26 protein-coding genes and 1 riboswitch are annotated in these 25,680 nt (G+C 60.7%); of the genes, 13 read left to right on the top strand and 13 right to left on the bottom strand.

The features are described from left to right. The first annotated feature begins 10 nt into the window (after positions 1-10). Positions 11-1,810 carry an HTTM domain-containing protein gene (locus tag CHH27_RS25315; protein ID WP_094074069.1) on the top strand — a complete coding sequence of 600 codons (1,800 nt, stop codon included), beginning with the start codon at positions 11-13 and terminating at the stop codon, positions 1,808-1,810. A 42-nt stretch (positions 1,811-1,852) separates the two neighbouring features. Here CHH27_RS25315 and CHH27_RS25310 read toward each other — a convergent pair whose 3' ends face one another. Both CHH27_RS25310 and CHH27_RS25305 read right to left on the bottom strand, forming a co-directional pair. Beyond that, positions 1,853-2,749, bottom strand: a complete 897-nt coding sequence (locus tag CHH27_RS25310) for an SUMF1/EgtB/PvdO family nonheme iron enzyme (protein ID WP_094074068.1) — start codon at positions 2,747-2,749, stop codon at positions 1,853-1,855. 174 nt (positions 2,750-2,923) lie between these two features. After that, positions 2,924-3,628: a glutathione S-transferase C-terminal domain-containing protein gene (locus tag CHH27_RS25305; RefSeq protein ID WP_094074067.1), complete on the bottom strand. Its 705-nt coding sequence runs from the start codon at positions 3,626-3,628 to the stop codon at positions 2,924-2,926. Between the two features lie 192 nt (positions 3,629-3,820). Here CHH27_RS25305 and CHH27_RS25300 point away from each other — a divergent pair, with 192 nt between their 5' ends. The 5 genes from CHH27_RS25300 (at position 3,821) to CHH27_RS25280 (ending at position 7,628) form a co-directional block, all read left to right on the top strand. Then, positions 3,821-4,033, top strand: coding sequence for a SlyX family protein (locus CHH27_RS25300; protein WP_094074066.1), 213 nt, complete (start codon positions 3,821-3,823; stop codon positions 4,031-4,033). A 103-nt stretch (positions 4,034-4,136) separates the two neighbouring features. After that, complete coding sequence (locus CHH27_RS25295) at positions 4,137-5,150, top strand: efflux RND transporter periplasmic adaptor subunit (protein WP_094074065.1); 1,014 nt, start codon at positions 4,137-4,139, stop codon at positions 5,148-5,150. Next, positions 5,147-6,385 (top strand): ABC transporter permease, encoded by a 1,239-nt coding sequence (locus tag CHH27_RS25290; protein WP_208989023.1) that lies wholly within the window; start codon positions 5,147-5,149, stop codon positions 6,383-6,385. Before CHH27_RS25295 ends, CHH27_RS25290 begins: the two co-directional genes overlap by 4 nt. Beyond that, positions 6,382-7,098 carry an ABC transporter ATP-binding protein gene (locus CHH27_RS25285; protein WP_094074063.1) on the top strand — a complete coding sequence of 239 codons (717 nt, stop codon included), beginning with the start codon at positions 6,382-6,384 and terminating at the stop codon, positions 7,096-7,098. The genes CHH27_RS25290 and CHH27_RS25285 overlap by 4 nt, the downstream gene beginning before the upstream one ends. Positions 7,099-7,162: 64 nt before the next feature. Then, positions 7,163-7,284, top strand: a riboswitch (SAM-I-IV-variant riboswitch). A 41-nt stretch (positions 7,285-7,325) separates the two neighbouring features. Next, entirely contained in the window at positions 7,326-7,628 is a 303-nt protein-coding gene (locus tag CHH27_RS25280) for a hypothetical protein (protein ID WP_094074062.1), read from the top strand. Positions 7,629-7,822: 194 nt separating this feature from the next. On the opposite strand, the gene CHH27_RS25275 is transcribed toward CHH27_RS25280, so the two are convergent. From CHH27_RS25275 to CHH27_RS25265, 3 genes are all read right to left on the bottom strand, one after another. Beyond that, positions 7,823-8,167, bottom strand: a complete 345-nt coding sequence (locus CHH27_RS25275; protein ID WP_094075001.1) for an acyl-CoA thioesterase — start codon at positions 8,165-8,167, stop codon at positions 7,823-7,825. 242 nt (positions 8,168-8,409) lie between these two features. Continuing rightward, positions 8,410-8,631 carry a hypothetical protein gene (locus tag CHH27_RS25270; RefSeq protein WP_094074061.1) on the bottom strand — a complete coding sequence of 74 codons (222 nt, stop codon included), beginning with the start codon at positions 8,629-8,631 and terminating at the stop codon, positions 8,410-8,412. Further along, positions 8,622-9,125 (bottom strand): group III truncated hemoglobin, encoded by a 504-nt coding sequence (locus tag CHH27_RS25265; protein WP_208988369.1) that lies wholly within the window; start codon positions 9,123-9,125, stop codon positions 8,622-8,624. Before CHH27_RS25265 ends, CHH27_RS25270 begins: the two co-directional genes overlap by 10 nt. A 96-nt stretch (positions 9,126-9,221) precedes the next feature. On the opposite strand from CHH27_RS25265, the gene CHH27_RS25260 reads away from it, so the two are divergent. Next, on the top strand, positions 9,222-9,653 hold the full coding sequence (locus CHH27_RS25260) for an Rrf2 family transcriptional regulator (protein WP_094075000.1): 432 nt from the start codon (positions 9,222-9,224) through the stop codon (positions 9,651-9,653). A 94-nt stretch (positions 9,654-9,747) separates the two neighbouring features. Here CHH27_RS25260 and CHH27_RS25255 read toward each other — a convergent pair whose 3' ends face one another. The 4 genes from CHH27_RS25255 to CHH27_RS25240 form a co-directional block, all read right to left on the bottom strand. Next, positions 9,748-10,437, bottom strand: a complete 690-nt coding sequence (locus CHH27_RS25255; RefSeq protein WP_094074059.1) for a Crp/Fnr family transcriptional regulator — start codon at positions 10,435-10,437, stop codon at positions 9,748-9,750. Between the two features lie 219 nt (positions 10,438-10,656). Continuing rightward, positions 10,657-11,454 carry a ChbG/HpnK family deacetylase gene (locus tag CHH27_RS25250; RefSeq protein WP_094074058.1) on the bottom strand — a complete coding sequence of 266 codons (798 nt, stop codon included), beginning with the start codon at positions 11,452-11,454 and terminating at the stop codon, positions 10,657-10,659. 108 nt (positions 11,455-11,562) lie between these two features. Next, a complete protein-coding gene (locus CHH27_RS25245) occupies positions 11,563-13,062 on the bottom strand; it encodes a glycosyltransferase family 39 protein (protein ID WP_208988367.1) in 1,500 nt (499 codons plus the stop codon). Position 13,063: 1 nt separating this feature from the next. Next, positions 13,064-14,158 (bottom strand): glycosyltransferase family 2 protein, encoded by a 1,095-nt coding sequence (locus tag CHH27_RS25240; RefSeq protein WP_094074999.1) that lies wholly within the window; start codon positions 14,156-14,158, stop codon positions 13,064-13,066. A 432-nt stretch (positions 14,159-14,590) separates the two neighbouring features. On the opposite strand from CHH27_RS25240, the gene hisS reads away from it, so the two are divergent. The 3 genes from hisS to hisG are packed head-to-tail and all read left to right on the top strand — an operon-like array spanning position 14,591 to position 18,179. Further along, positions 14,591-16,057: a histidine--tRNA ligase gene (gene hisS / locus CHH27_RS25235; protein WP_094074056.1), complete on the top strand. Its 1,467-nt coding sequence runs from the start codon at positions 14,591-14,593 to the stop codon at positions 16,055-16,057. A 20-nt stretch (positions 16,058-16,077) separates the two neighbouring features. Next, entirely contained in the window at positions 16,078-17,214 is a 1,137-nt protein-coding gene (locus tag CHH27_RS25230) for an ATP phosphoribosyltransferase regulatory subunit (protein WP_208988366.1), read from the top strand. Next, on the top strand, positions 17,211-18,179 hold the full coding sequence (gene hisG / locus CHH27_RS25225; RefSeq protein WP_094074054.1) for an ATP phosphoribosyltransferase: 969 nt from the start codon (positions 17,211-17,213) through the stop codon (positions 18,177-18,179). The genes CHH27_RS25230 and hisG overlap by 4 nt, the downstream gene beginning before the upstream one ends. A 457-nt stretch (positions 18,180-18,636) precedes the next feature. Here the strand turns inward: hisG and CHH27_RS25220 are convergent, their stop codons facing one another. Together CHH27_RS25220 and CHH27_RS25215 are read right to left on the bottom strand one after the other, a co-directional pair. Continuing rightward, positions 18,637-19,311 carry a DNA-3-methyladenine glycosylase I gene (locus CHH27_RS25220; RefSeq protein ID WP_094074053.1) on the bottom strand — a complete coding sequence of 225 codons (675 nt, stop codon included), beginning with the start codon at positions 19,309-19,311 and terminating at the stop codon, positions 18,637-18,639. Positions 19,312-19,447: 136 nt separating this feature from the next. Next, the gene (locus CHH27_RS25215) at positions 19,448-20,200 is read right to left on the bottom strand and encodes a protein phosphatase CheZ (RefSeq protein WP_094074052.1); all 753 of its coding nucleotides are present in this window, start codon (positions 20,198-20,200) and stop codon (positions 19,448-19,450) included. 258 nt (positions 20,201-20,458) lie between these two features. On the opposite strand from CHH27_RS25215, the gene CHH27_RS25210 reads away from it, so the two are divergent. The 3 genes from CHH27_RS25210 (at position 20,459) to clcA (ending at position 23,723) form a co-directional block, all read left to right on the top strand. Beyond that, complete coding sequence (locus CHH27_RS25210) at positions 20,459-21,184, top strand: DUF2927 domain-containing protein (protein ID WP_094074051.1); 726 nt, start codon at positions 20,459-20,461, stop codon at positions 21,182-21,184. Positions 21,185-21,497: 313 nt separating this feature from the next. Further along, a complete protein-coding gene (locus tag CHH27_RS25205; protein ID WP_208989022.1) occupies positions 21,498-22,208 on the top strand; it encodes a L,D-transpeptidase in 711 nt (236 codons plus the stop codon). Positions 22,209-22,367: 159 nt separating this feature from the next. After that, entirely contained in the window at positions 22,368-23,723 is a 1,356-nt protein-coding gene (clcA, locus tag CHH27_RS25200) for a H(+)/Cl(-) exchange transporter ClcA (protein WP_094074050.1), read from the top strand. A 21-nt stretch (positions 23,724-23,744) separates the two neighbouring features. Here clcA and glcF read toward each other — a convergent pair whose 3' ends face one another. Continuing rightward, positions 23,745-25,082 (bottom strand): glycolate oxidase subunit GlcF, encoded by a 1,338-nt coding sequence (glcF, locus tag CHH27_RS25195; protein WP_094074049.1) that lies wholly within the window; start codon positions 25,080-25,082, stop codon positions 23,745-23,747. Between the two features lie 206 nt (positions 25,083-25,288). Beyond that, positions 25,289-25,648, bottom strand: a complete 360-nt coding sequence (locus CHH27_RS25190; protein WP_094074048.1) for a DUF4870 domain-containing protein — start codon at positions 25,646-25,648, stop codon at positions 25,289-25,291. Positions 25,649-25,680 lie beyond the last annotated feature (32 nt).

Below are 25,680 nucleotides of genomic sequence, written 5' to 3'. Positions count from 1 at the left end.
AAGCAATCCCATGATGCCATCCTGGCTCAAACTGGCGTCTCCCCGAGAAATCTTCGGCATCGACCTGCGCACGCTCGCGCTGTTTCGGGTTCTCCTCGGCGTCTACATTCTGATCGACCTTGTCATGCGTTCGCGCGATCTGGTGAGCCATTACACGGACGCGGGCATCATGCCGCGTTCTGTGCAGATCGATCATCTCTATCTCACCACCTGGTCGCTGCATCTCGCCAACGGCGCTGCCTGGTTCCAGGTGCTCCTGTTTGTTGTCGCCGGTCTGGCGGCGCTCGGGCTCCTGTTTGGCTGGCGCACGCGGCTGATGACTGTGGTGTCCTGGCTCCTGATGCTGTCGCTGCAGAACCGCAATACCTTCATCCTGTCAGGTGAAGACAACCTTGCCCTGCTCATGCTGTTCTGGGCCATGTTCCTGCCGCTCGGTGCACGCTACTCGGTGGACGCCGCCCTGGACCGGACCGGGCGCTTTCTGGACAACGGCTACCTCACTCTGGCGACGGCTGCCCTGCTGCTGCAAGGCATGTCGATGTACTTCTTCAGCGCGCTCCTGAAGACCCATCCGATCTGGTATCAGGACGGCACGGCGGTCCATTACGCCCTGCAGCTCGACTATCTGGTGACACCATTCGCGCTCTGGTTCCGGCAATTCCAGGACCTCATGACCGGTCTGACCTATTACGTCTATGTGCTGGAACTGGTCGGCCCGATCCTGATCTTTTCGCCGGTCTTTCATCGCACGCTGCGCACGCTCCTCATGCTGGCCTTCATGTCGATGCATGCGGCCTTTGCAATCTTTCTGGAGATCGGCTTTTTCCCGTTCATTTCCATCATCATGAACCTGACCTTCATGCCCGGCTGGATGTGGGACAAACTTGCCTCCTGGCTGCCCATTCGCACCAGCAAACCTCTGACGATCTGGTTCGACGAGGGATGCGATTTCTGCGAGAAATGCTGCCACCTGCTGCGCGTCTTCCTGTTCCTTGGAGATACGCCTGTAAGACCCGCGCAATCCGAGCCGGCCATTGGCAAAATCCTGCAGGAACAGAATTCGTGGGTTGTTACGCTTGGCGACGCCCGCACCTGCAAGACCGCAGCCCTCGAGACCCTTTACGCGGCATCGCCGGTGTTCTTTCCGATTGCCTGGCTGCTTCGGCCCGCGCTGATCAGGACACTCGGTGACCGCTGCTATGACTGGATCGGCCGCAACCGGTCCGTGTTTTCGCGCGCCACGTCAAGTTGGTTCGGCTGGCGAGACACACAACCGCGCTACGGCGGACTGACACAGACACTGGCAGGTGTTTTTCTGGTTTTCATAACCTGGCAGAATGTGTCCACCCTGTCCTGGAGTGGTTTGTCTCCCCTGCCCGACAGTTTCAGGATGGTGCGCCAGGCGCTCGGTCTCTACCAGAACTGGACCATGTTTGCGCCCTATCCCGAAATGACAAGTCCCTGGCCCGTCATTGAGGGCGAACTGACGGATGGCACAATCGTCGACGTCTATTCGGGGACCAAAGGCCTTGCCGACTTCGACAAGCCGGAGGCCGTTTCGAAGGTTTATGCCAATTACCGCTGGCGCAAGTTCCTGTCCCAGCTGGAGGACCAGACTTACGAAAACACGCCACAAGTGCTTGCGCTGAACTATGGCCGCTACCTGTGCCGAAACTGGGAACGGCAGCACCCGGACGACCTGCCGCTGGCGACATTCGAGATCTATTTCCAGATCGAACGGTCGCAACCGCCGGGGCAGGTCCGAAGCGTCGAAACCCGTCAGGTCTGGAACCATGACTGTTTCGGCTGACGGGATCCGGGAGATGCGCTAGCCGCGCTTTGACACTGCATGTCAGTGATCCCGCGCAACGCGAAAGCCGATGTCGATATTTGAAAAATCCGGACGCCGACCGGAGCTTTGCCATGACCCGACCAAGGACCTGCTGACTCGATAGCTGCCTCCGCGCAATTCCGCCTTTTCGCAACCAGGTCCGATCGCCGGTTTATCGGCATCCGGTTTTTCCTCAGGTCCATGGACCCAACAGCTTTGCGTCCACTCCCAGACATTCCCGCTGGTGTCGTGGAGCCCAAAATCGTTCGCCTTGAATGAGCCAACAGGGGCAAGCCGCCAGAATCCGTCATCACATTTCCCGGTTATCCTGGCCAGCCTCGCCTTGCGTTTGTCATCTGCCTGAACCAGGTAGGTCAGGTCATCGTGATTGGCATATTGGCATCGGTCCTGCCAGGCGAAGGATTTCAGACGGCCTCCAAGGGCCGCATATTGCCACTCATTGCCCGTCGGCAGACGATAGGTCTTGCCCGTTTTAGCCGACAACCAGTTCACGTAGTCCTGCGCCTGAAGCCAGCTGACATTCGTAATCGGGTGCCGAGCTTCGGACGCGAGCTTGTTTGTTCGAAGCTCCGGACAGGCTTTTTCCGCAACACAAGCTGCCCAGTCCGCCACCGTGACTTCGAAGCGGCTGACGGAAAAAGCCCGCACCATGATCCGCGAAAGTTTCCCGGCCTTGCCATCTCCTTTTTTGCCTGTTGAGCGCTTGACCAGCGCTCCATCTGGCAACGCCACCATTTCCGGACAGGACGGACAATCAGAGAAGCGGGTCAGCGGAGGAACCTCCTTTTCTGAAGCCTTGACCGAGTGACCGGCCCCTGCCGCAAAACCGGCAATCAGGAAACAGAAAAGCCGCGGAACGACCGGGACACCGGTCAAGAGGCGAAATCGATGAGACATCAGAATTTTCCAGACAAAGAGGCAATCAGGCAAATGGATAGGGTGCGACCGAACGCTTCATGATCGGCTGTCCGGCGGCGGGTATTCGAATCGCGCGTGATGTTTACGCGTCCCGACGAAAAAAAGAAACCGCCTGAAAGAGGCGGTTTCATCTTCATCTCTCCGGCATTTGCATCAGTCGCGAGGCGGAATGTCGATCGCTTTCTGGCTGGCCGGCCGCGCCATGCAGCTCTCCACCCAGCGCACCACGTTGGAATAGCCGGCATAGCCCGTGACTTCACCCGCCTCGTAAAAACCGTTGATGTTGCGTGCCCATGGCCAGGTGGCGATATCGGCGATCGAGTAGTCCGCACCGAGAATGAAGTCCTTGCCGTCCAGCTGCCGGTCAAGCACGCCGAGCAGCCGTTTGACCTCGTCGCGGTACCGCTCGAAGGGGCGCCGGTCTTCATAGTCCTTCCCGGCAAACTTGTGAAAGAACCCGAGCTGACCGGTCATGGGACCAAGGCCGCCCATCTGCCACATCAGCCACTGGATCGCCTGGTACTTACCGTCCGGATCCGCCGGGATCAGATTGCCGGACTTGTCAGCCAGGTAAATCAGGATGGCCCCCGATTCCCAGAGCGGCAGCGGCGCACCGTCCGGACCGTTCGGATCGATGATGGCCGGGATCTTGTTGTTCGGGTTGAGCGACAGGAATTCCGGGCTCATCTGATCATTGGTGGCAAAATCGACCTTGTGCGCCTCATAGGGCAGGCCGGTTTCCTCCAGCATGGCCGACACCTTGATGCCGTTCGGGGTCGGCAGGGAATAGAGCTGGATGCGCTCCGGGTGCTGGGCGGGCCATTTTCGGGTGATGTCAAAGTCGTTCAGGCTGGTCATGAGCGGGTCTCCGGGGAAGGCAATTCAGGCAGGTCGGCGCGAGGACCGTGTTGCCGGTGACCATAAAGCGGCCCAACGCAGGAGGAAAAGCCGCCATTGCGCGGGTCACGAACAATTGTGCTTTGCCGGTGACCGGCCTATACCTGCGCCCGAACCCCAACAGCTGCCCTTTTCGTGGGGCCAGGAGACCGCATGGCAGACGATCACGACGCCCGTCTGGAGAAGCTCGAAACAGATCTTGCCCACGCCACCAACACGATCGAGGATCTCAACCAGGTGGTCATCGAGCAGGGCAAGCAGATCGACCGGATGACGCGTCTTCTGAGCAACATGACCGACCAGGTGGAAGAGCTGATGGACAATGTCCTGCCCGGACACCAGAACGAGAAGCCACCTCACTACTAGGGTCAGGGCCCCAGATCTCTCCGCAGTTTTACGGATTTGATCCATCTCCTTGCACCACACCTTCAAGGCGGTAGTCTTGCGCCCAACTTGATGAAGGTGCGTCATGCGTTTGATGAAATATCTGGGTCTGGTCCTGCTGCTGGCAGCGGCGATTGCCGGCTGGAACTGGTGGGGCGCGCGGCCGCCGAAGGTCGAAGTCGTGTCACCCTATGAGGGCAAGGCAGCCGAAGTTGTCTATGCGACGGCCGTGGTCGAACCCGTCCGGTGGGCCAAGGTGACCAGCATTATCCGCGAACGCATCATTTCCCTTTGCGGCTGCGAGGGCATGGTGGTTGCCAAGGGCGACGAGCTGGCCGAACTCGACAGCGGCGACGCAAGGGCGACGCTGGCGGAATTGGAAGCGCGCCAGGTCCTGGCCCGGTCGGACCGGGAACGGGCCCAGCAGCTCCTGGAACGGCGGGTGGTCAGCCAGCAGGTCTATGACAAGGCGCAGAGCGAACTCATCCGTGTCAACGCCATGATCGCCGCACAGTCGGAACGGCTCCGGGACTATCGCATCGTCGCCCCGATGGACGGCATGGTGCTGCGGCAGGACGGCTCTGTCGGCGAGGTTGCCGAACCCGGCGAGATCCTGTTCTGGATCGGACAGCCGACACCGCTTCAACTGGTCGCGGAAGTCAACGAGGAAGACATCCCGAAAGTCGATCAGGGCCAGGTGGCGCTGATCAAGGCGGACGCGTTTCCAGAAGGGGACCTCAAGGCGACCGTGTCACGGATCACGCCGAAAGGCGATCCGGTCCTGAAGAACTACCGGGTCTATCTCGACCTGCCGAAGGACACGCCGTTGCGGATCGGCATGACGGCCGAAATCAACATCGTCACCGAGGAAAAGGACGATGCGCTATTGCTGCCGGCGGCCGCCTTTGACGGCATTGCGGTGCAAGTGCTTGGCCCAGACAACCGCGTCAGCCGAATAACGCTCACCACCGGTATTCGCGGAACGCGCGCCGTCGAGGTCCTGGACGGGCTGGACCTGGACAGCCGAGTTGTCTTTCCCTTTGATGCAGCGCTCGAAGAGGGCCAGGCCGTGCAGCCAATGGCGGGGGACCGGTCCTGATGCTGCTTCTGCGGATCGCGGCGACCCATGTGCGCAACCGGATGCGTCAGACCGTGGTGTCGACGCTCGGCGTTGCCATGGGCGTCGGTTTCTCGGTGGCCATGGCCAGCCTGATGGAGGGCTCGCAGCGTGATTTCACCACCACCCTGATCGAGGCGATCCCCCATGTCGAGATCAAGGACGACCAGCGCGCGCCCCGCGAACAGCCGGCAAGTGAAGTCTATGACGCCGTTGCCTATCATGGTCTCCGGCCGAAGGAAGATCTGCGCGGCATCCGAAATCCGACCGAGGCACTTGCTTCCCTGCGCGACTGGGTGGACGGAACGATGGCGGAGCGGCTGAGCGGCCAGGCCGTCCTGCGCTACAGCGGACAGGATCTCGGTCTGACACTGATCGGCGTGGTGCCGCGCAAGGAACTTCTGGTCTCGCAAATCGGCGAGGACATGCGCCAGGGAGCGTTCACGGATCTGGCAACAACGTCCAACGGCCTCGTGATTGGTGCCAAGGCCTCAACACGGCTTGGCGCCGACCTCGGCGACACCGTCACGATGACGTCGGCCAACGGCATTGCCAAGCGCTTCAAGATTGTCGGCCTGTTCCACACCGGCGTCACCTCAAGCGATGAAGGCCTGGCTTACGCCCCCTTGAAGGCCGTCCAGATCCTTCTGGAAAAACCCGACATCATCAATTCCATCTCCATCCACCTCAACGACATCAAGACGGCCAGACAGGTTGCCGCCCGCGCGGAACGCCAGCTTGGCTACAAGGCCCTCTCCTGGGAAGAGGCCAATGAAGGTCTGCTGGAAGCCTTTTTCGTGCGCAATGTGATCATGTACACCGTGGTCGGCGCGATCCTGGTCGTTGCCGGGTTCGGCATCTACAACATCGTCTCCACGATTGTGCACGAGAAGGCCAAGGACATTGCGATCCTGAAGTCGCTCGGCTTTCCGGAACGCGACATCCAGCGGATCTTCGTGCTGGAGGGACTGGTCATTGGTGTTCTGGGAGCAATCGCCGGATCAATGCTTGGCTTCGGCCTGTCGAGCTATCTCGCTTCGATCAAATTTGAGGTCACCACCAATGTGGAGATGACCCGGCTGCCGATCCACTTCTCCGCGCTTCACTATGTGCTGGCCTGCCTGCTCGCCTTTCTCTCCTCGGCCATTGCCGGCCTGATCCCGGCCCGCAAAGCCGCGCGGCTCAATCCCGTCGATATCATCAGGGGGGCAACATGACAGCCGAACCCGCCCTCACGGCAGATGAAACACCGTTGCTGGAGACACGCGGGCTTACCCGCATCCTGCCCACCGTCGTACCGGTGACACTGGTCGAGGATGTCAGCTTCACGGTCGGCGAAGCCGAGTTCGTCGCCATTACCGGACCGTCCGGGTCCGGCAAGTCGTCGCTTCTCTATCTGCTGGGCCTGCTCGACCGGCCGACGCGCGGTTCTGTGCTGATCGGGGGCAAGGAGACCGCCGACCTCTCCTCCGCCGAAATGGCACATCTGCGTCTGGAGAAGCTGGGCTTCGTCTTTCAGTTTCACTTTCTGCTGCCCGAATTCACGGCGCTGGACAATGTGATGATCCCGATGCAGCGGCTCGGCAAGCTGTCCGCGAAGGCACAGCTGGACCATGCCACCGGGTTGCTCGCCGATCTCGGTCTGGAGGAGTTCCTGCACCGGCGGCCGGAACAGCTTTCGGGCGGCCAGAGGCAGCGGGTCGCCGTCGCCAGGGCGCTTGCCAATTCGCCGGACCTGATCCTGGCGGACGAGCCGACCGGCAGCCTGGATTCGGCAGCGACCGAACAGGTCTTTGAAAGCCTTCAGAAAATCGTCGACCGGGAAAGGACGACCGTGGTTGCCGTCACCCACGACATGGACCTGGCCGCACGCATGGAACGGCGCATCCACCTGGTGGACGGGCGGATCGATTATGACCGGCGGCAATGACTCAATGTGAATAGCTGTTATGCAGCGACGGTCTTGCCAAGAAGAGCTGACCATGGCATAAGCGCGCCATCATCAAGAGAAGGGCTGGCGCCCTCGCCAACCTGCCAGACCGGGCAAGGTGGTTTCCGCAACAGGGATGCGGTCGGGTTTTCCTCAAGGAACTCTCCGGCAATGAAGCGGTACTCTTTCATGCGCCAGTCCTCCTCGGGAAACCGATGGAGGATTAATTGTCTCAGGAACCTTTTGCCGGACGTGCGGCAGATCTGATCGAGAACAAAGTGTTGAGCCAGTCAAGCCTTGCCGACGACGACATCTGGCGAAGCGCAGCCGAAGACTGCGTGCTTGCCCGTATCCGGTCCCTGCGCATTCTGGGCGGCCTGCCGCGCCACAAGGCCCCGCTCAGCGACGCGGACCGGGTCGAGCGCCTGAAGGACCTGCTGCAGCTCTGGGCAAACGGCTGCACCTGCGCCGTCGACGAAGACCTCTTCGCCGATATCCTGAACCGGCAGCCGCCGGCACGGTTTTCCTAGGACAATCAAGAAAGGCCTCGCCAGAAGCCCCTTGTTCCGCCTCCTTCTGAGGAGCGCGCCTGCGCGCATCCCGAAGGACCGGTAGGCAACCCGGGAGCACGAAACCGATCCTACGAGACGGGCCTGACGGTCCGCCTCAGAATGAGGTTATTGGGTGTGACCAAGGGGGCAGGAAAGAGAATTGCCAAGACAATTCAACCCTGTTGCGGCACCGGCCGCGGCTTGCCGCTGTCATCGACGGCCACCATGGTGAAGATGGCTTCCGTCACCTTTTCCCGATGGCCGTAGCGATGTCGCAGGGCCCAGGCCTCGATCTTGATTTCCATCGAGGAATTTCCGACCCGGCCGACACTGGTATAAACGCACAGCACGTCGCCGACATGAACCGGCCGGATGAACTTCATCTTGTCGACCGCGATGGTCACCACGCGTCCCTCGGCCCGCTGGCCCGAGGCGATGCCACCGGCCAGGTCCATCTGCGACAACACCCAGCCGCCGAAGATATCGCCGGACGCATTTGTGTCGGCCGGCATGGCCATGGTGCGCAAGGTCAGTTCGCCATGCGGTTTTTCGTCTGTCACGCCTGAGCCCCTCCATTCCGTGTCAGGCTAGACTAACGAGCGAACGCACAAGCACAAGCCTTTCATCGATCAGAACAGCATCATCAAAATGGCCATGATCCACAAAGGCAAAGGTGCGGCAACCCAGATCAGCAGGATCGGCAATCCGCGGTGCAGTAGATTGGACTTGAACATTTTTGGTCTCCCGAACCGGATGTTGATCAGCTGATGGCCTGAATTTCGAAAACGGTCATGGCCGCGAGCGCAACCATTCCGGTGATGAAGGCCAGTTTTGCGCTGCCGATCAGGGTACGTCCGGCCACATCCAGCTTTGGCCGCGGCATGTTCCTGCTGTCCAGATACATGGACAGAAGCATCAGCGAAAAGACGATGAACCAGACAGCGACAAGGGCTTCTGCGACGAGAACAATGGTTACCAGCATGATCCGCTCCAATCGGAATGTTGGGATGTCAGTTCGACGGGTGGGGTGGCGCCGGGCGTGCCAAAGGTGGCCAGCCAGAGGCTCTGGGCGATGCGTTCGGCCACCGCGATGATTTCATCTGCCAGATCCGGCACGAACAGTTCCCGGATCACCGGCCGGAAGACTGACAGCCATTCGCCGTAGTCGGCACTGACAAGTTCTTTCTGTTTCAGATGCGCCGGTACCGGCTTGCCCTTGTAGGCGCCGTTTTTCAGAAGAACCGACTGCCAGAAGGTCTCCATCCTGGGCAGGTGTTCCTCCCACCGGCCCGCCAGCCGGCGTTCAAAAATTTCTCCAAGCCGCGGATGCTGACGGATACAGCCGTAAAAGGTGTGCACCATCACGTGGATGGCCTGCGCGTCGACCTGTTCGTAGCGCTGTAGACGGTCGCCGGTATCGGGCGCCGGCCTGCGCTGCAATTTGTATCTGTGGGCTGATGTTCTGCCGGCTTCCATCGCTGCCTCCAAACATTCATCTAAGATGCATCTTTTAAATGACATACATGCACGCTAAAATCAACATCTGAGATGAATGTTTTATGGGAAGCAGCCATGCGCCTCAGTCAGGCCAGCGATTTTGCCTTGAGAATCCTGATGGCAACGGGTCAGAGCAATGATCCGCAGACCGTCGACAAGCTGGCCACCCAGCTTGGCCTTGCAAAATCTCATGTGATGAAAATCGTCGCCCATCTGGCCAAGGGCGGTTACCTGGAAACGACCCGCGGACGTGGCGGCGGCATCCGGCTGGCGCTGGCGCCGGAAGCGATCCGGCTGGGTGACGTGGTCCGTTTGATCGAGCCGGATCTCGGCGTCGTGGCCTGCCTGAAGCCCGACAGCGATGCGGTCTGTGCTTTCCTGCCCCGCTGCGCCCTGAAAGGGGCCATGGCCCGCGCGGCCGAGGCGTTCCTCGACAGCCTCAACACCCAGACGCTGGCGTCAATCCTGGTGGGCACCCAGATGGCGGTGATGGTGGGCGACGCATAAAGCCGCTTCCCCCTGTGGTCAGCCCCGACTTGATCGGGCATGACCACTTACCGCGCAGAGAGGCCACGTGTCAGATGCGAGAGGCAGCCCCGGGCTACAGCGTCGAAGCCTGTTCCAGGAAGTCGATCTGTTCGATGCAGTAATAGCCGGAGATGCGGCTGATGGTGCCGGCGCGTTTCCAGTCATTGAGCACGCGGCTGACATTCTCGCGCGCCGCTCCGGCCATGTTGGCAATGTCGGCCTGGCTCAGCTTGTAGTGGATGAGCAGCCGGCCATCGTCGAGCGGTTTGCCGAAGGTTTCGGAAAGCTGCAACAGGGTCTGCGCCACCCGGCCCGGAAGCGGCAGGAACGAACGTGCGGCCAGAACATCATTGGCATGGCGCAGGCGCTTGCCGACAATCGACAGCATATGCCGGTAGACGGCCGGGTTGTCATCGGCAAAGCGCTGGAAGGCGGCCTTGTCGATAAAGGCGAGCTGAGCTTCCTTCAGCGCGCTGACCGTCGCCGACCGGGGACGCCCGTCCAGAAGGGCCAGTTCGCCGACAAGATCGCCGGGGCCGAGCACCGCCAGCAACTGCTCGTCGCCTTCCACGGACAGGAGCGCCACTTTCAGCGAGCCTTCCAGAACGGCATAACAGCCGTTTCCGGGGTCTCCATTTTCAAACAGGATCGTGCCCGCGGCGATTTTCATCGGCCGCGCCAGGCGGGACAAACCGACCGCCAGATCGGAATCCAGCCCCTCCAGCGAAAAGCTGTTTCTCAAAAAGTCCTTGATTTCCGCCACACCGACCCCCTGCCAAGTAATCTGCCCGTCGAAAAAAGGACCAAATGAAAATTTGTGATCCTCGTCACGTGCATCGGAGCAAAATAACCCTATATCAAAGGACATGGAAGCGGGGTTGCCCCTCCCCCCTTCCAGACCTCCACGAAAAACGGTCCTGTTCCCCGCAGGACCGTTTTTTCGTTTCAGGCCGTTGTCCGAGGCTTGCGCCCTCGAAACGGCCTAGTTCAGAAACACATCCTTCTTTTCCAGCGTATGGAAGAATCTGTCGCTGGCAAGCACTTCATACTGGCATTCGCGGATCGCCACCTTGCGGCGCGGCTCGTCGCGCCTGAGACGATCGTCCGAACGCCCGGGAATCGCGGCAACAAAGCTGAGATCGGCCATGCCGTCGAAATGATTGTGCAAAAGCCGCTGCAGCTCTTCCTCGTCTTCGGTTTCGGGAAGCGGATCGGCCTTGGGCAGCATCTTCAGGCCATAGGATCTGGCAAGACGCGCAAGACGGATGGGTTTCAGCCCGGAACGTGCCGGCGAGATCACCAGGGGCGGCGTTTCATAATCCGCATGCACGATCGCCTTGAACACCAGCCGCGCCAGCGACGTTCTGGCCAGCAGCCCTTCACGAACGGCGACGAAATCCGGAGGCCGCTTCATCAGCACGCTGTAACGGGCCAGCTGGGCCTGCGCTTCCTCCAGAAGCAATTCATCCGGCAACAGGCGCAAAAGCGCGCGGCGTTGAAGCTGTTCGCGCGTGAACATGCGGTCGCCGTAGATTTCCTGCATGCGCGCGCTGACCGGCGCGACCCGGTCGCCGCTGAACGCAAGTGTCACCCCGAACAGCGCCCGCTTGCCGACCTGCGCCACCGTTTCCTGAAGCGGCCGGAACTCGCGCGGCCAAAGATCCGTTGCCACCAAAGCGCCAAGCGCGCTCAAACGGCCCTGCTCGACGAGTTCGCGCAAGGCGCGGTCAACGCCAAAGGCGAGGCCGTAATCAAGAGCACCAAGTGTAATTCGCTTCATCTATTTCCGCAGGCGGACCGGACAAACTGACTAATCAGTCACATCCCTGCGGCATTCCTCAGGGCTTTGCAAGTCACTTCTGACAGGACCCTGAAATATCCTGACAGATCATCTTGGCAAGACAGGCTCCAATACCGGCCTGGTCCGGCCATCGATCTTGTAGATATTCAAGGTCTCCAAGGGGACACCTTTGACGCGCCGGGTCAGCTCTGTGAGTTTTTCAACCGTACTGAAAGTCTCCGCCAGATTGCGGGACTGGTCACGGCGCTCGATGGCCACGTAGAGCCCCGGCCGGTCGAACAAGTCCGGATCCGGCGCCTTTGCCATGATGTAGCGGATGCGCTCGGTGAGCTGGATGACCGGCACATCGTCTTTCAGGAGGAAATCCAGTTGACCGTTCAGGCCATAGCTGGTCGTTGCCACAAACCCGGCCCCTTCCTGCTTGGCAATCGAACGAAGCTCGGCACCGATTTCCGGCCAGCCGCGCAACTGGAACGTCGGATCCTTTCGGGCAAACTGACCCGTCACCGGCCAGACGGCATGCAGCTGAACCAGAACGGCAACGGCCAGTCCGAGTGCAACGCCGGTGCGCGCCACTCCCAGCCTGATCCCGCCTCTTCCGGGCAAGCCAGCAACAAAGACCGCCGCCATCATCGCAAAGGCCGGAAAAAGCGGCGCCGGCCAGTTGGCCTGCACACGTGCATGAAGCGAGTGATACAGAAGATAAAGGAGAAACGGCAGCACGGTCAGCAGCAGGAGAGAGGCAGCAGTTTCGCGGCTCTTGAGCCCTCCGGCAAGCTTGATCGCCCCGGGCACGGCCAACACTGCGATCAGCGGGTTCATCAGGCCAGCGACGGCGCCCAGGAACTCGAAGATGTATTTGGCCGTTAAACCGGACACACCGGCCCGGCCGAACTGCTTGTAAAAACTCGCCCACTCGTGGAGGTGATTCCAGTAAAGCACCGGCAGGAAGCAGAGCACGGCGATCAGGCCGCCGGCCCACAATTGCCAGCTTGTCCACCAGCGCCGCGCCTCGGGCACCCACAGGAGCCAGAGCACGATCCCGGCGCCGAGAAACAGGACGGAGTATTTTGACAGCAGGCCCAGCCCTGCCATCAGGCCAACCACCAGCCACCAGTTTGCGTTACGGGAACGGGACAGTTCGGCAAGCGCCCAGAGGCTCAGCCCCCAGAAGAGAACGGAGGGCGCATCCGGCGTTGCCAGGATGCCGCCGATACCCACCAGGAGGCTGGTGTTGAGAAAAAGAACCGCCCAGCCGGCCACACGGCGGTTGAACAGCAGGGATGCCGTGCGCCAGAGCGCCAGCGAGCCGACGACGCCGGACGCTACTACAAGCGCACGGACGGCCAGGATCGTGTCGCCGAACAGCGCCTGCCCCAGGGCGATCCACCAGCCGATCATCGGCGGGTGATCGTAGTAGCTCAGGGCCGGAAACAGACCCCAGATCCGGTAATAGGCCTCGTCTTCGACAAAATGGGCCTGGCTGGCGGCAAAAAGCTTCAAGGCCGTCAAGAGGGCGACCAGCAGGGCAAGGCCTGTTGGTCGCAGGAAAAACGGCAGCTCTTCTGTCTCGGGCCGTGTCGTCACGTCAGGACTTGCGCCAGGTGAGCGCCGAGCTTGCCGCATAGTTCCAGACCGCACCCATGATTGCCCCGGCCGTTCCGGCAAACCACCAGTAGGACGGGTCGGCATAGATCAGGTTGGCAACGCCGACATTGGCCAGAACGCCGACGGAACAGACCGCATAGAAAGTCAGCAGCCCTACCACGGCACGCATGCCGTGAAGACGGCGGTCGCGATAGGTCAGCTGGTTATTGAGGAAGAAGTTCGAGGTCATGGCGACAAAGGACGCCGCCGTCTGCCCCAGGTTGAATTCCAGACCACCAAGCAGGAACACGCGCAGGGCGATCAGGTGAACGATGAGACCGCTGGCGCCGACCAGTCCGAACATCAGGAAACGGACCGAAATGATGTCGCCGAAATATTTTGCCAGCAGCAGCCCGAAATAGTCGAAGGTCACCAACGTATCGAGCTTGCTTTCACCGTGCTGGCGCTCGCGGAATGTGAAGGGCAGTTCCTTGATCCGCAGGCTGCCCTTGGCACTGGAGACAAGATCCAGCAGGATCTTGAAGCCTTGGGGCGACAGTTTCGGAGCCAGCGCTTCAGCCTTTTCCCGGCGGATCATGAAGAACCCGCTCATCGGATCCTCCAGGGTCACATTCAGCAGTTTCTGCGCCAGGGAATTGGCAATGTTGGAGCCCCAGGCGCGGATGCTGGAAAGACCTTCCCCGACCGTACCGCCGTCAACCTTGCGGCTGGCAACCACCAGGTCGGCATCGCCACCTTGCAGTTCGGCCAGCATTTTCGGCAGCATGGTTTCGTCGTGCTGCAGGTCGGCGTCCATCACCGCCACATAGGGCGCGGAAGAGGCCAGAATGCCTTCGATGCAGGCGCCGGACAGGCCGCGCCGGCCGATGCGGCGGATCACCCGGACACGGGGATCGCTTGCCGCGATCGTGCGTGCAACTTCGGTGGTGCCGTCCGGAGAATTATCGTCAACGACAATGGCTTCCCAGGCAATACCGGCCAGGGTCTTGTCGAGCAGCTCGATCAGGATTGGAATGTTGGCAGCTTCATTGAAGCTGGGCAGGATGACGCTCAGCTCGGCGGATTGCCGTGCCATGCCCTTTTGAGCCCCTGCTCCATCTTCGCCGGCATTCCCGTCTGCCACGCGCACCACACTGTCCATTCTCGATCCGTTCTGCCCGTCTTTGCCGGCATTTTCCGAGCCGGCTCTGCCATTTGCCGCAAGTGGCGCGGACCATAGCCCCATAGAGATTAAATACAAGGAAAGACAGAAGGGAAATCCGCGTTGCGCACCGGCTGCAACTGCGTGTTCCATGACACGGTGTGTTCTGCCACCTTTGTTCCGGTCCTTTTACTCCGAACTGTGATGCAAACAAGGCATGGCTTGGTGGGAAGCAAAAGAAACGCATCCTATCTGTCTCGGGCCGCACCATCCTTGCCCTAGCGGCCTGTTTCGTCTAGGACATCGGCACCATCACCATGCTGGCGCCCAAGGTTTTTGGCGCGCCTAACCACGACCAAGAATTTCATGGCCAAAAAACCGAACAAATTGAAGGCCCGCCTGCCGCGTGGCTTCGCTGACCGCTCTGCCGAGGACATCCGCGCAACCGACGAGATGATCGGCAAGATCCGCAAGGTCTATGAGCAATACGGCTTCGATCCGGTCGAAACGCCGGCCTTTGAATATACGGATTGCCTCGGCAAGTTCCTGCCCGACACCGACCGGCCCAATGCCGGCGTCTTTTCCGTGCAGGACGAGGACGAGCAATGGATGAGTCTGCGCTATGACCTGACCGCGCCGCTCGCCCGTCATGTCTCGGAAAACATCAACGAGATCCAGCTGCCCTACCGGACCTACCGGGCCGGCTGGGTGTTCCGCAACGAAAAGCCCGGCCCCGGCCGGTTCCGCCAGTTCATGCAGTTCGATGCCGACACGGTCGGCGCGCCGGGTGTCCAGGCGGATGCGGAAATGTGCATGATGATGGCCGACACGATGGAAGCGCTCGGCATTCCGCGTGGCGACTATGTCATCCGCGTCAACAACCGCAAGGTTCTGGATGGTGTTCTGGAAGCCATCGGCCTTGGCGGCGAGGAGCATGACGAGCGCCGCATGACGGTTTTGCGCGCGATCGACAAGCTCGACAAGTTCGGCATTGACGGCGTCAAGCTGCTGCTTGGTGAGGGCCGCAAGGACGAAAGCGGAGACTTCACCAAGGGCGCCGGGCTCGATGCTACTGCAGTCGACCAGATCGTCGGCTTTGTCTCCGGCGCCGGCTCGCTCGAAAATGAAGGTGTCACCGAACTGAACACTATGGCAGGCATTTTTGCCGCCTGTGGTTACGGCGAAGACCGGATCAAGATCGACCCGTCCGTCGTGCGTGGTCTTGAATATTACACCGGCTGTGTTTTCGAGGCAGAACTGCTGTTCGACGTTACCAACGAAAAGGGCGAAGTCGTCCAGTTCGGGTCCGTCGGCGGCGGCGGACGTTACGACGGCCTGGTAAAACGCTTCACCGGCCGCGATGTGCCGGCCACCGGATTTTCGATGGGCGTTTCCCGCCTGATGACGGCGCTGAAGAACCTCGGAAAACTCGGCACCGCCGACGTTGTCGCGCCGGTACTGGTCACCGTGATGGACGGCGATGTTGCTGCGCTCGGCCGCTACCAGAAGATGGTTCAGGATCTCAGGGAAGCCGGCATTCGGGCCGAGATGTATCAGGGCAACTGGAAGAAATTCGGCAATCAGCTGAAATATGCGGACCGGCGCAATTGCCCGGTCGCGATCATTCAGGGCTCGGACGAGCGCGAGGCCGGCGAGATTCAAGTCAAGGACCTGATCGAGGGCAAGCGCCTGTCGGAAGAAATCACCGACAACATCACCTGGCGCGAGAGCCGTCCGGCACAGGTTACTGTCAAGGAAGCTGAGCTGATCGAAACCGTTCGCGCGATCCTTAACGGTCAGGCGGACGACCGCCAGCGGGCAAGCGAGGCCTGAAGTCAATGGGAACGGCGCAGATGAACGGATTGGACCCGGCCAAGATTGACACGGTGCTAGAGCTGTTCCGCGCGGCGGGCCACGCGCAAGTCAGCCCGCCGATCCTGCAGCCGGCCGACGTTTTTCTCGACCTGACCGGCGAGGACATCCGCCGCCGTCTGTTCCTGACCAGCGGGACGGATGGCGCCGACCTGTGTCTGCGTCCCGACTTCACCATCCCGGTCTGCCGCCATCACCTGGCCGACCCGGCCGCCAAACTGCCGGCCGCCTATTGTTACAACGGGCCGGTGTTCCGTCAGCGGAAAGATGGGCTTGGCGAAATCCCTCAGCTGGGGGCGGAAAGCCTCGGCCGTGCGGACACGGCCGAAGCCGACGCCGATCTTCTGGCTCTTTCCGTGAAGGCGCTCGAGACCTTCGGGCTTCAGGACAGCCTGATCCGGATCGGTGACGAGACCATCTTCGCGGCGATCCTGGAAGGGCTTGACCTGCCGACCGTCTGGCGCCGGCGCCTGCGTGACCTCTTTGGCGAGACAGACCGCCTGAATGCCGCCATCGGCCGCATGGCCGGCGGCGCGGCCACCGAAGACGACAGCCGCGACGTTCGTCTCGGTTTCCTGTCCGCCCTGGAGGGGGCCGACCCGGAAGCCGCTCACGCGGTGGTCGAGGACCTTCTGTCGATTGCCGGTATCTCGGCTGTTGGCGGGCGCACACCAAGCGAAATTGCCGACCGCTTCCTGGAGCAGGCTGCATTGGCCCGCGGAGCGCGCGGTCATGACAGGGCGGCCGAAACGCTGACTGCCTATCTCTCCCTGAAAGCCGATGGCGAAAGCGCCCCTAAGGCCCTGCGCGCCTTTGCGGCCGAATTCGGCCTTGGCCTCGATACGCCAATTGCCGCCTTCGAACAGCGTCTTGCCGCCATCGCGGCCAAGGGGATCCCCGTGTCCCGGCTGACCTTTGCCGCCGAGTTCGGCCGGCGCCTGGACTATTACTCCGGCTTCGTTTTCGAGATCCACGCTGCCGGACCGGATGTGGGCGGCCCCCTTGTGGGCGGCGGCCGCTATGACAAGCTGGTTACCCTGCTGGGCGCCGAAACGGATGTTCCGGCCATCGGCTTTTCCATGTGGCTGGACCGGATTGCAGCGAGTGTTGAAGCATGAGCAAACTGATTATCGCCATCCCGTCCAAGGGCCGCCTGCAGGAAAACACCCACGACTTCTTTGGCCGGGCCGGTCTGAAAGTCCTGCAGCCGGGTGGCGCACGCAATTACCGGGGCGCCATCAAGGGACTGCCCAATGTCGAGATCGCATTCCTGTCGGCCTCCGAAATCGCGCGGGCGCTGTCTGATGGCGACGTGCATTTTGGCATCACCGGTCTCGACCTGGTGCACGAGAACATCACCGATCCGGACAGCACGGTTCACATCGTCACGCCGCTCGGCTTCGGTCCGGCGGATGTCGTGGTCGCCGTGCCCAAGGCGTGGATCGACGTTGAAACCATGGCGGACCTGTCCGACGTCGCATCCGATTTCAGGAGCCGTCACGGCAGCCGCCTTCGGGTCGCGACCAAATATGTCAACCTGACCCGGTCCTATTTTGCCGGGCACGGCATTGCCGACTACCGGATCGTGGAAAGCGCCGGAGCGACCGAGGGCGCACCGGCTGCGGGCTCTGCCGAACTGATCGTCGACATCACCACCACCGGCTCGACGCTTCAGGCCAACAACCTGAAGATCCTCGCCGACGGTGTCATGCTGAAGAGCCAGGCCAATCTCGTCGCATCGCTCAACGCCGACTGGTCGGAAACCGCATTGACCGCCGCCCGCGCCATCCTGGACCGGATTGCCGCCGAAGAGGCCGCGCGTGACGTCAAGCTGGTCAAGGCCGTCGTCGACGACCGGACGCAGGCGCTGCGGGCTGTCAGCAAGGTCGGCGCTCTGCAGCGTTTTGCCGACAAGGATGATGCCCACCATGTCAGCGTCCTCTGCCCGAAGGACGCCGTCGCCGACTGTGCCCAACTGCTGATTGCCGAAGGGGCGGAAACGGTTACGGTCGAAACGCTGGACTACGTGTTCTCGAAGGAAAATCGCCTGTTCGCGCCGCTCCTATCGAAGGTGGGTGGGTAAGGGTTTCCTGTAAGAAGCGCACAGCCTTCCATCACCCCCTCGAATTTTCGCGTCTCATCATGGCCTATAGCTATTCGAGAAAAGTCTGAGCCGGCATTAGCTGCCTCTCGGTTCTGCCAATAACGCAAAAGTCGGCTTTGTTTGTTTCAAGCAATTCTCGAAATGCCTTAGCTCAACGCACACGAGGACATACGCACTCTCGAATTTGTCATCCCGGACGCAGCGCAGCGAAGATCCGGGACCCAGGACTCCCGGGCGTTTCTTGTTTGCAGATGATGAGGTTTCCTTGGTCCCCGCTTTCGCGGGGATGACATCTGAATTGTTGACACGCCACCTCATGGATCAACCTGCCCCTTTCCTTCTCGGGAAAGCAAGCGAGAGGGTCGCGAAGTGAATTCGCCTCACCTCAAACATGAACGGCGCCAGTAAGCAGGTCCCGAGCGAACGTAGCCTGGCTTTACCCCTTAACCGGCCGCTTGAACGCGTCCCTCGCCGCTTCGATATCGTCTCGGCAGCAGCAGCCTTCCAAGTGATCGTTGACCATGCCCATGGACTGCATGAAGGCATAGACGGTGGTCGGCCCAACGAAGCTCCAGCCGCGTTTTTTCAGGTCTTTCGACAAGGCGGTGCTTTCCGCCGTCTTGCCGAGTGTGCGGGCCGTGGCGAAGTCAATTTTCTCTGGCCGGTTTTCCGGTTTCGGCTCGTAGGACCAGAAATAGGCCGCAAGCGAGCCGAACTCGTCTCTCAGCTCCAGAGCTCGCCTGGCATTGTTGATGGTCGATTCGATCTTCTTGCGGTGCCGCACAATTCCTGCGTCCTGGAGACACCGCTCCACGTCAGCCTCCGTGAATTTGGCGACCTGTTCAAACTCGAAATTCGCAAATGCGGCCCGAAACCCCTCGCGTTTGCGCAGAATCGTCAGCCAGGACAATCCGGACTGGAAGCCCTCCAGGCAGATCTTTTCAAAGAGCCTCCGGTCCTCGTCGACGGGCCAGCCCCATTCCGTGTCGTGGTACTGCTGGTAGTCCTCCAGCCCACCATGCCACCAGCAGCGCTCCTTGCCATCGTTTCCACGCAGCAATCCGGTGTCCGGATCGCGTTCTGCCTTTGCTGCCGGTTTCTCGTCTGCCATGATCCGTCCCAATATTCACTTTTTGTTCTCGCGTTGGTAGCGAGTCCGGCCTTTCGAGGCAAGTGCAAATCTGTCTGCTGGTGCAAACAAAAAACCCGGCCAGATGGCCGGGTTTCAAAACGGGACTGTGGGGCCGTTATGCGAACAGGGCGTCGATATCGTCCTGGGTGGCCACGTCGACATCGCTTTCCAGCGCCGGGCCATTGAGTAGCGCCGCATCGCCTTCCTTCAAATCGCGCTCTTCCAGTTCGATATCCTTGAAGGTTTCAATGCCGCCCCAGATGTCCATCATCTGGATGATGCGGTCTTCAACAAAACGCAGAGTCGACACCACCTTGGTGATCCGCTGACCGGTCAGATCCTGGAAGTTACAGGCTTCGAAAATCTGAACGACCTTGTCCTGGATGTCATTGGCCAGTTCAGCATCGTCCTTGTCGATCCGGGCAGACAGCGTGTTGGCGGTTTCATCAATGAATTCGGCGGCTGCCAGGATGTTTTCCGTCGCGCCTTCCGTGCCGATGACCACAGCATCCAGCTCGTTGGTCACCCGAGTCATCTCTTCGCCCTTGGACCCTGTTGTCTGGTGCAGCGTCGCGATTTCCTTCTTGGTCTGGGCAATCGCTTCATACATTGCATCCAGCTCGACCTTGAGCTTGGCTGCCTCGGAGAGTTCTTTGCGGAACTCGCTCATGAACTTCTCGCTCATGGCTTCCGGATCAAGCGCCTGCTGTTGCTGGGCATCACCGCTTTTGATCATGGCTCTCAGGCTGGCGATCTCTGCCATGACTTCCTGGTGGCGGCGTTCCTCTCTAAAGGCGGGGTCTTCGCTCGCCCCGGCGTTCATTCGTATCAAGCTTTCCGCCCGAAAGGATCTCTTCACCGCGGCCATGCCTACTCCCGTCCCCAGCCCTGACAGGCTTTCTTAAATCGCAATATGTTCCAGCTATAACAGGGGAAGTTTAAAGAATTGTTTTTCCGATGCTTGATGCATCTGACAGGGCCATTTGCCCTTTGGTAACGGTTTCTTGGCTTTCCTCTTTCTGGCGTTTTGGCTATCTTCCGGTCCATGGATTGGCAATCCCGCCAGGCGCATGTCCGGGGCCACGATTTTCAGGCCCCTTCGGTTTCCAATGGTGTACTGACCTCTATGACACTGACGCGTTGTTTCCTGGCTTCCTTTCTCCTTTTCTTCGCTTCTTTCACGCTGCCCAATGCCGCGTCCGCGAACGATTCCTTCACCACGGAGGAATTGCTCGAAGGGTTCGAAAAGACGGTGTTCGGCCTGGAGTACCGCAGCTGGAGCTGGCGTCCCTACCTGGTGAAAAAATTCACTCAGCCGGTCCTGTTTTACGTCCATAACCTGTCGTCACGTGACCGTTCCAAAGTGGTCCGGAGATTCGTGCGCGAGATCGGCAATCGCATCGGCGGGCTCACCACCGGCATCACAAACGATCGCAACGCCGCCAATTTCGAGGTCTATGTCGTCGACCGCGCACAATATGAAGACGTCGTGCGGCGGGACATCTACAAGAACGACCGTGCCCGTGTCCCCGGACGATGTCTTGTCCGCGTCGTCTCCGGCCGCAAGGGCATCAAGCGGTCTGCGGCCGTGATCGTGTCCGATGAGGGCGAGTTCCTGTTCAAGCGTTGCCTGGTGGAGGAACTGCTGCAGGGCCTTGGCCCGATGAATGACGATGCCGCGCTCATCCATTCCGTCTTTAACGATTCCTCGCGCCACAGCCGTTTTACCGTGTTCGACCAGATCATTTTGAACATGCTCTACGACCCCCGGATCAAACCGGGCATGTCCATGAAACAGACCAAGGACATCCTGCCGCTTGTTGTGCGTGACGCTCGCCGGCGCGTGCGTTAACCAAGGAATCCCGGAAAGCGCAGCGGATTCAACCCGCACAAAATTCGTTAACCAAACGACGTCGATCCGGATACGTTTTTTATTAAGCCTGTTCTTCAACAAAGAACTAACCATAAGAAAAGATTACCTGAATTCTCCAGGCCGGATTCACGTTTGACTGAAGGTGGCCGCTTATCATCCTTGCCAATCCGTTAACCGGCAGCCGTGGACACGCTCCTGGCTGCTGAACGTGGTCGATGAAAAGTTTGTGAGTGCTGCCATGTTCTTTTTGCGTTCAATCCCATCAAAGGCGATTGCCTTGACCGGTGCTTTTATGATTGCCGCGAGCCTTTCGGGCATGCCCGAGGCATCTGCCCAGACCGCTCCGCCGCCCCTTGTCCTGAGCCCGAACCTGACCGAGCCCTGGATGCTGCAACTCCAACCGCGGGTGCAGCGCCGCTCGACCGCGACCCGCTATCAGTTCCGGCAGGTCCCGCAGCAGCAGCGCCAGGTGCGCCGGACCAGCTGGTGGGCACCGCGCCAGCAGCAGCCGGTCCGACAGCAGCAGCAGCGGGTTCGCCAGCCGCAAACCCGACAGATCGCACCGCAATTCCTGCCGACCGTGGTCGACTATGACGGCCCGCACAAGGCAGGTACGATCGTCATCGATACCAATGCCCGCTTCCTGTATCTGGTGCAGAATGACGGCACGGCCCGCCGCTACGGTGTCGGCGTCGGCAAACCCGGCTTTGAATGGGCCGGCACACACAAGATCACCCGCAAGGCAGAATGGCCCGACTGGCGCCCGCCGGCTGAAATGCGCAAACGCCGCCCTGACCTGCCGGTCTTCATGGCGGGCGGGCCGGACAATCCGCTCGGCGCCCGGGCGCTCTATCTCGGCTCGACTCTCTACCGCATTCACGGCTCCAACCAGCCCTGGACCATCGGCCATGCGGTCTCCTCCGGCTGCATCCGCATGCGCAACGAGGACGTCACCGACCTTTATGAACGGGTGAAGGTGGGCACGCGGGTCTATGTGATCTAGGCAAGGCCCGACAAACGGCTTGAAGACAAACGCGCGGCCTGCCGCGCGTTTCTCTTTTAAGCCCCTCACTTGCGCCCAACGCCAAATCTTTGCAGGCTTGGACAAGAAGCACGCCGACTCAACGGCGCGTGCGGTTGGTACCTCACCCCGGCGGGCGGCATGGCAGACCCTTCCAGTTCCTCAAGCGCTAGATCCGATGCGGCCTATTTTCTGAAAGCGGCCCTGGTCGGACTGCTGGTCGGCGCCCTGGCCACCGGGTTCCACACCGGCCTTGAATTCCTGTTTGCACAGTATTCGTCCCTTCGTACAGCGCTCGGCCCGGGCCTCCTGCCCTATGTGGTTTCCGTCGTGATGTCCGCGCTCTGTGTCACCGGTGCATTCCTGCTGGTGCAACGGGTCGCGCCGGAAGCGGCCGGCAGTGGCATTCAGGAAATCGAAGGCGCCATGGAGGACAAACGCCCGCTGCGCCCGGCCCTCGTTCTGATTGCCAAGTTCTTCGGCGGCCTGCTCGCTCTGGGATCGGGCCTCGTGCTCGGCCGCGAAGGCCCGACCATTCACATGGGCGCCATGACGGCGGAAGCGATCTCCCGCTCCCGTCCACTGACATCTGACGAGCACAAGGGCCTGCTGGCCGCCGGAGCCGCTGCCGGTTTGGCGGCTGCCTTCAATGCTCCCCTGGCCGCAATCCTGTTCATTGTCGAGGAAACGAGGCGGCAGTTTCCCTTTGGCTACCGCACCTACATGGCGGTGATCATTGCCTCGATCCTGAGCGCAGCCGTCACCGAACAGCTCACCGGCATCGGCCCGCCCTTGCTTGTGGAAGTCGATTATGTCCCGGTGTGGAGCTTCTCGCTTCTGGCCGTGCTCGGGATTCTGCTCGGTGGCCTCGGCGTGCTCTTCAACAAGGCGCTGATCACCGTCATGGATCTTTTCCTGAAGATCCCGCGCCGCCTTCGCTGGGTGCCGGCGCTCTCGGTCGGCGCGGTGACCGGGGTCCTGCTCAATGCCTTTCCCGACGCCACCGGCGGAGGTGAAGATCTGGTGCATGACCTGATCGTCAACCACTACGGCATCCTGGCTCTGCTTCTCTTGACCGTCCTGCGGTTCGGCGGGGTCCTGTTTTCCTACGCGTCCGGCGTGCCGGGCGGCATTTTTGCCCCCATGCTGTCCATTGCCACCTGCGCAGGCCTGGCGTTTGGAGTTGCCTCGGTCGAGTTTCTGCCGGTCGACGACGATTTCCGCGCGGCCTGCGCCGTCGCCGCCATGGGCGGCTTCTTCGCCGCCTCGGTCCGTGCACCACTGGTCGGTGTTGTGCTGGTGATGGAACTCACCGGTGCCTATGCGCTGATCATGCCGGTTCTGGTCACCTGCACCACGGCCTCTCTCGCCGCCCATCACCTGGGTGGCCGGCCGATCTACGAAGAACTTCTGGAACGGACGCTCAGACTGGCCGGCGAATTGCCGGACCAGACCCCGGACAAGACCCCTGTTCAACTGGGAACGCGAGAGAGCTGACGGATTTCAAGTGGACAGCGCCTATTCGGCAGCCTCCTGTCCCATGCGAACGGAGGTCACCGCTTCGGGTTCCGGTCCGCCATAAACCCAATCGAGCAGCTCGGCCGTGTGCAGGATCGGGATCCCGGTGCCGAGGCCGATCTGGGTCATGCAGCCGATATTGCCTGTGGCGATCAGATCCGGTTTCGTGCTCTCGATATTGGCAACCTTGCGGTCACGCAGGCGGCGGGCAATTTCCGGCTGGAGAATGTTGTAGGTGCCTGCCGAGCCGCAGCACAAATGGCCTTCCGGCACATCCTTCACCAGAAACCCTGCCGCCTTCAGAAGATCCTTGGGCTGGCGGGTGATCTTCTGGCCATGCTGCATCGAACACGCAGAGTGATAGGCCACAGTCAGGCCGGACTCGATTTCAGGTGTCCCGAGCTCAATGTCGGTCAGGAACTCCGTGATGTCCCTGGCAAGCGATGAGACCCTGGCCGCCTTTTCGGCATAGGCCGGGTCTTCCCGCAGCATGAAGCCGTAGTCCTTGATGGTCGTGCCGCAACCGGATGCCGTGATCAGGATGGCATCGAGGCCTTCGCCGTCGGCTTCCGCCATCCAGACATCGACGTTGCGACGGGCATTTTCCAGCGACGCCTCTTCCTTGCCCATGTGGTGCACGAGCGCGCCACAGCAGACTTCCCCCTTCGGCAGGACAATCTCGTAGCCCGCCCGCTTCAGCAGCCGGATCGTGGCATCGTTGATCCCCGGGTTGAGCACCGGCTGGGCGCAGCCGCTCAGGAGCGCCACACGTCCCTTGCGCGTTCCTGTCTCGGCCTGAAAGACGCCCGGTCCTTCCAGCTGCCCCCGCATTGGAGCGCGGGCAGGTGCAAGTTCCAGCATTGCCCCGATCTTCGCCAGTGGACCACCGAGGGCTTTCAGGGCACCGGCAAGAGGCCGGCCGAAAAACGCCCCGATCAGCGCCAGGCGAAAGCGTTTCGGATAGGGCAGGACGAAGGCAAGTACGCCCCGCATCAGCCGGTCTGACAGCGGGCGCTTGTAGGTCTTTTCGATATGAACACGGGCATGGTCGACCAGGTGCATGTAATGCACCCCGGAAGGACAGGTGGTCATGCAGGCCAGACAGGACAGGCAGCGGTCGATATGCTTGACGATCTTTTCGTCCGCCGGCCGGTCATTTTCCAGCATGTCCTTGATGAGATAGATACGGCCGCGAGGGCTGTCGAGCTCGTCACCGAGCAGGGTGAAAGTCGGACAGGTCGCCGTGCAGAATCCGCAATGCACGCATTTGCGCAGGATCTTTTCAGATTCTGCAACATGCGTGTCCTTCAACTGTTCTGCAGTGAAATTGGTCTGCATCGCTGCTTGCGCCCCCCTGCCCGGCGAACCGGGCCTTTCCCGCCAGATGTCGCTCGAATCGTACGGCCCCGCCCGGGGCCGCACAAGGCGACTTTCGGGCACAAGGGTTTTGCAGAAGCAGAAAAACTGACCGGCAAACCAGCTGAACGCGCCCTTTCCGTCTCCCGAAGTGCCAGACGCGCCTCAGGACACGGAAACTCCTGACCCTAGAACAGCCACGTCTCGGGGTTTGGCACGGCTTCGTTGCGCCCGGCCAGTTGCATGCCCTTGATACAGCGCACGATCATCCAGACCAATACCAGCAGAATAAGCAGGAACCCGATCAGGATAACGGTCAAAAGCGCACTGATGATCCCGAACAGAAGGCCAATCCAGAAGGTGCGGATCTGGTAGGTGTAATGGCTGTCGACCCAGGAAGAACTCTGCCCCCGGTTCAGATAGGCAAAGATGACGCCGACAATCGCCGTGAACGGCACAATGATATTGGCAAGATAGAGAATGTAGATGAGGGTGGCGTTCTTGCCGCCGGGTTCAAAATAGCCTGCAACATCGGATTTTTGTTCCATCACTGAACTCCGCTAAAAACAATGGCTCAAGG

The organism is Labrenzia sp. VG12 (assembly GCF_002237595.1).
In the GTDB taxonomy this organism is placed as follows: Bacteria; Pseudomonadota; Alphaproteobacteria; order Rhizobiales; family Stappiaceae; genus Roseibium.
Note: the sequence above shows the minus strand (reverse complement) of the source record. Positions and strands in the feature narration are given on the sequence as shown.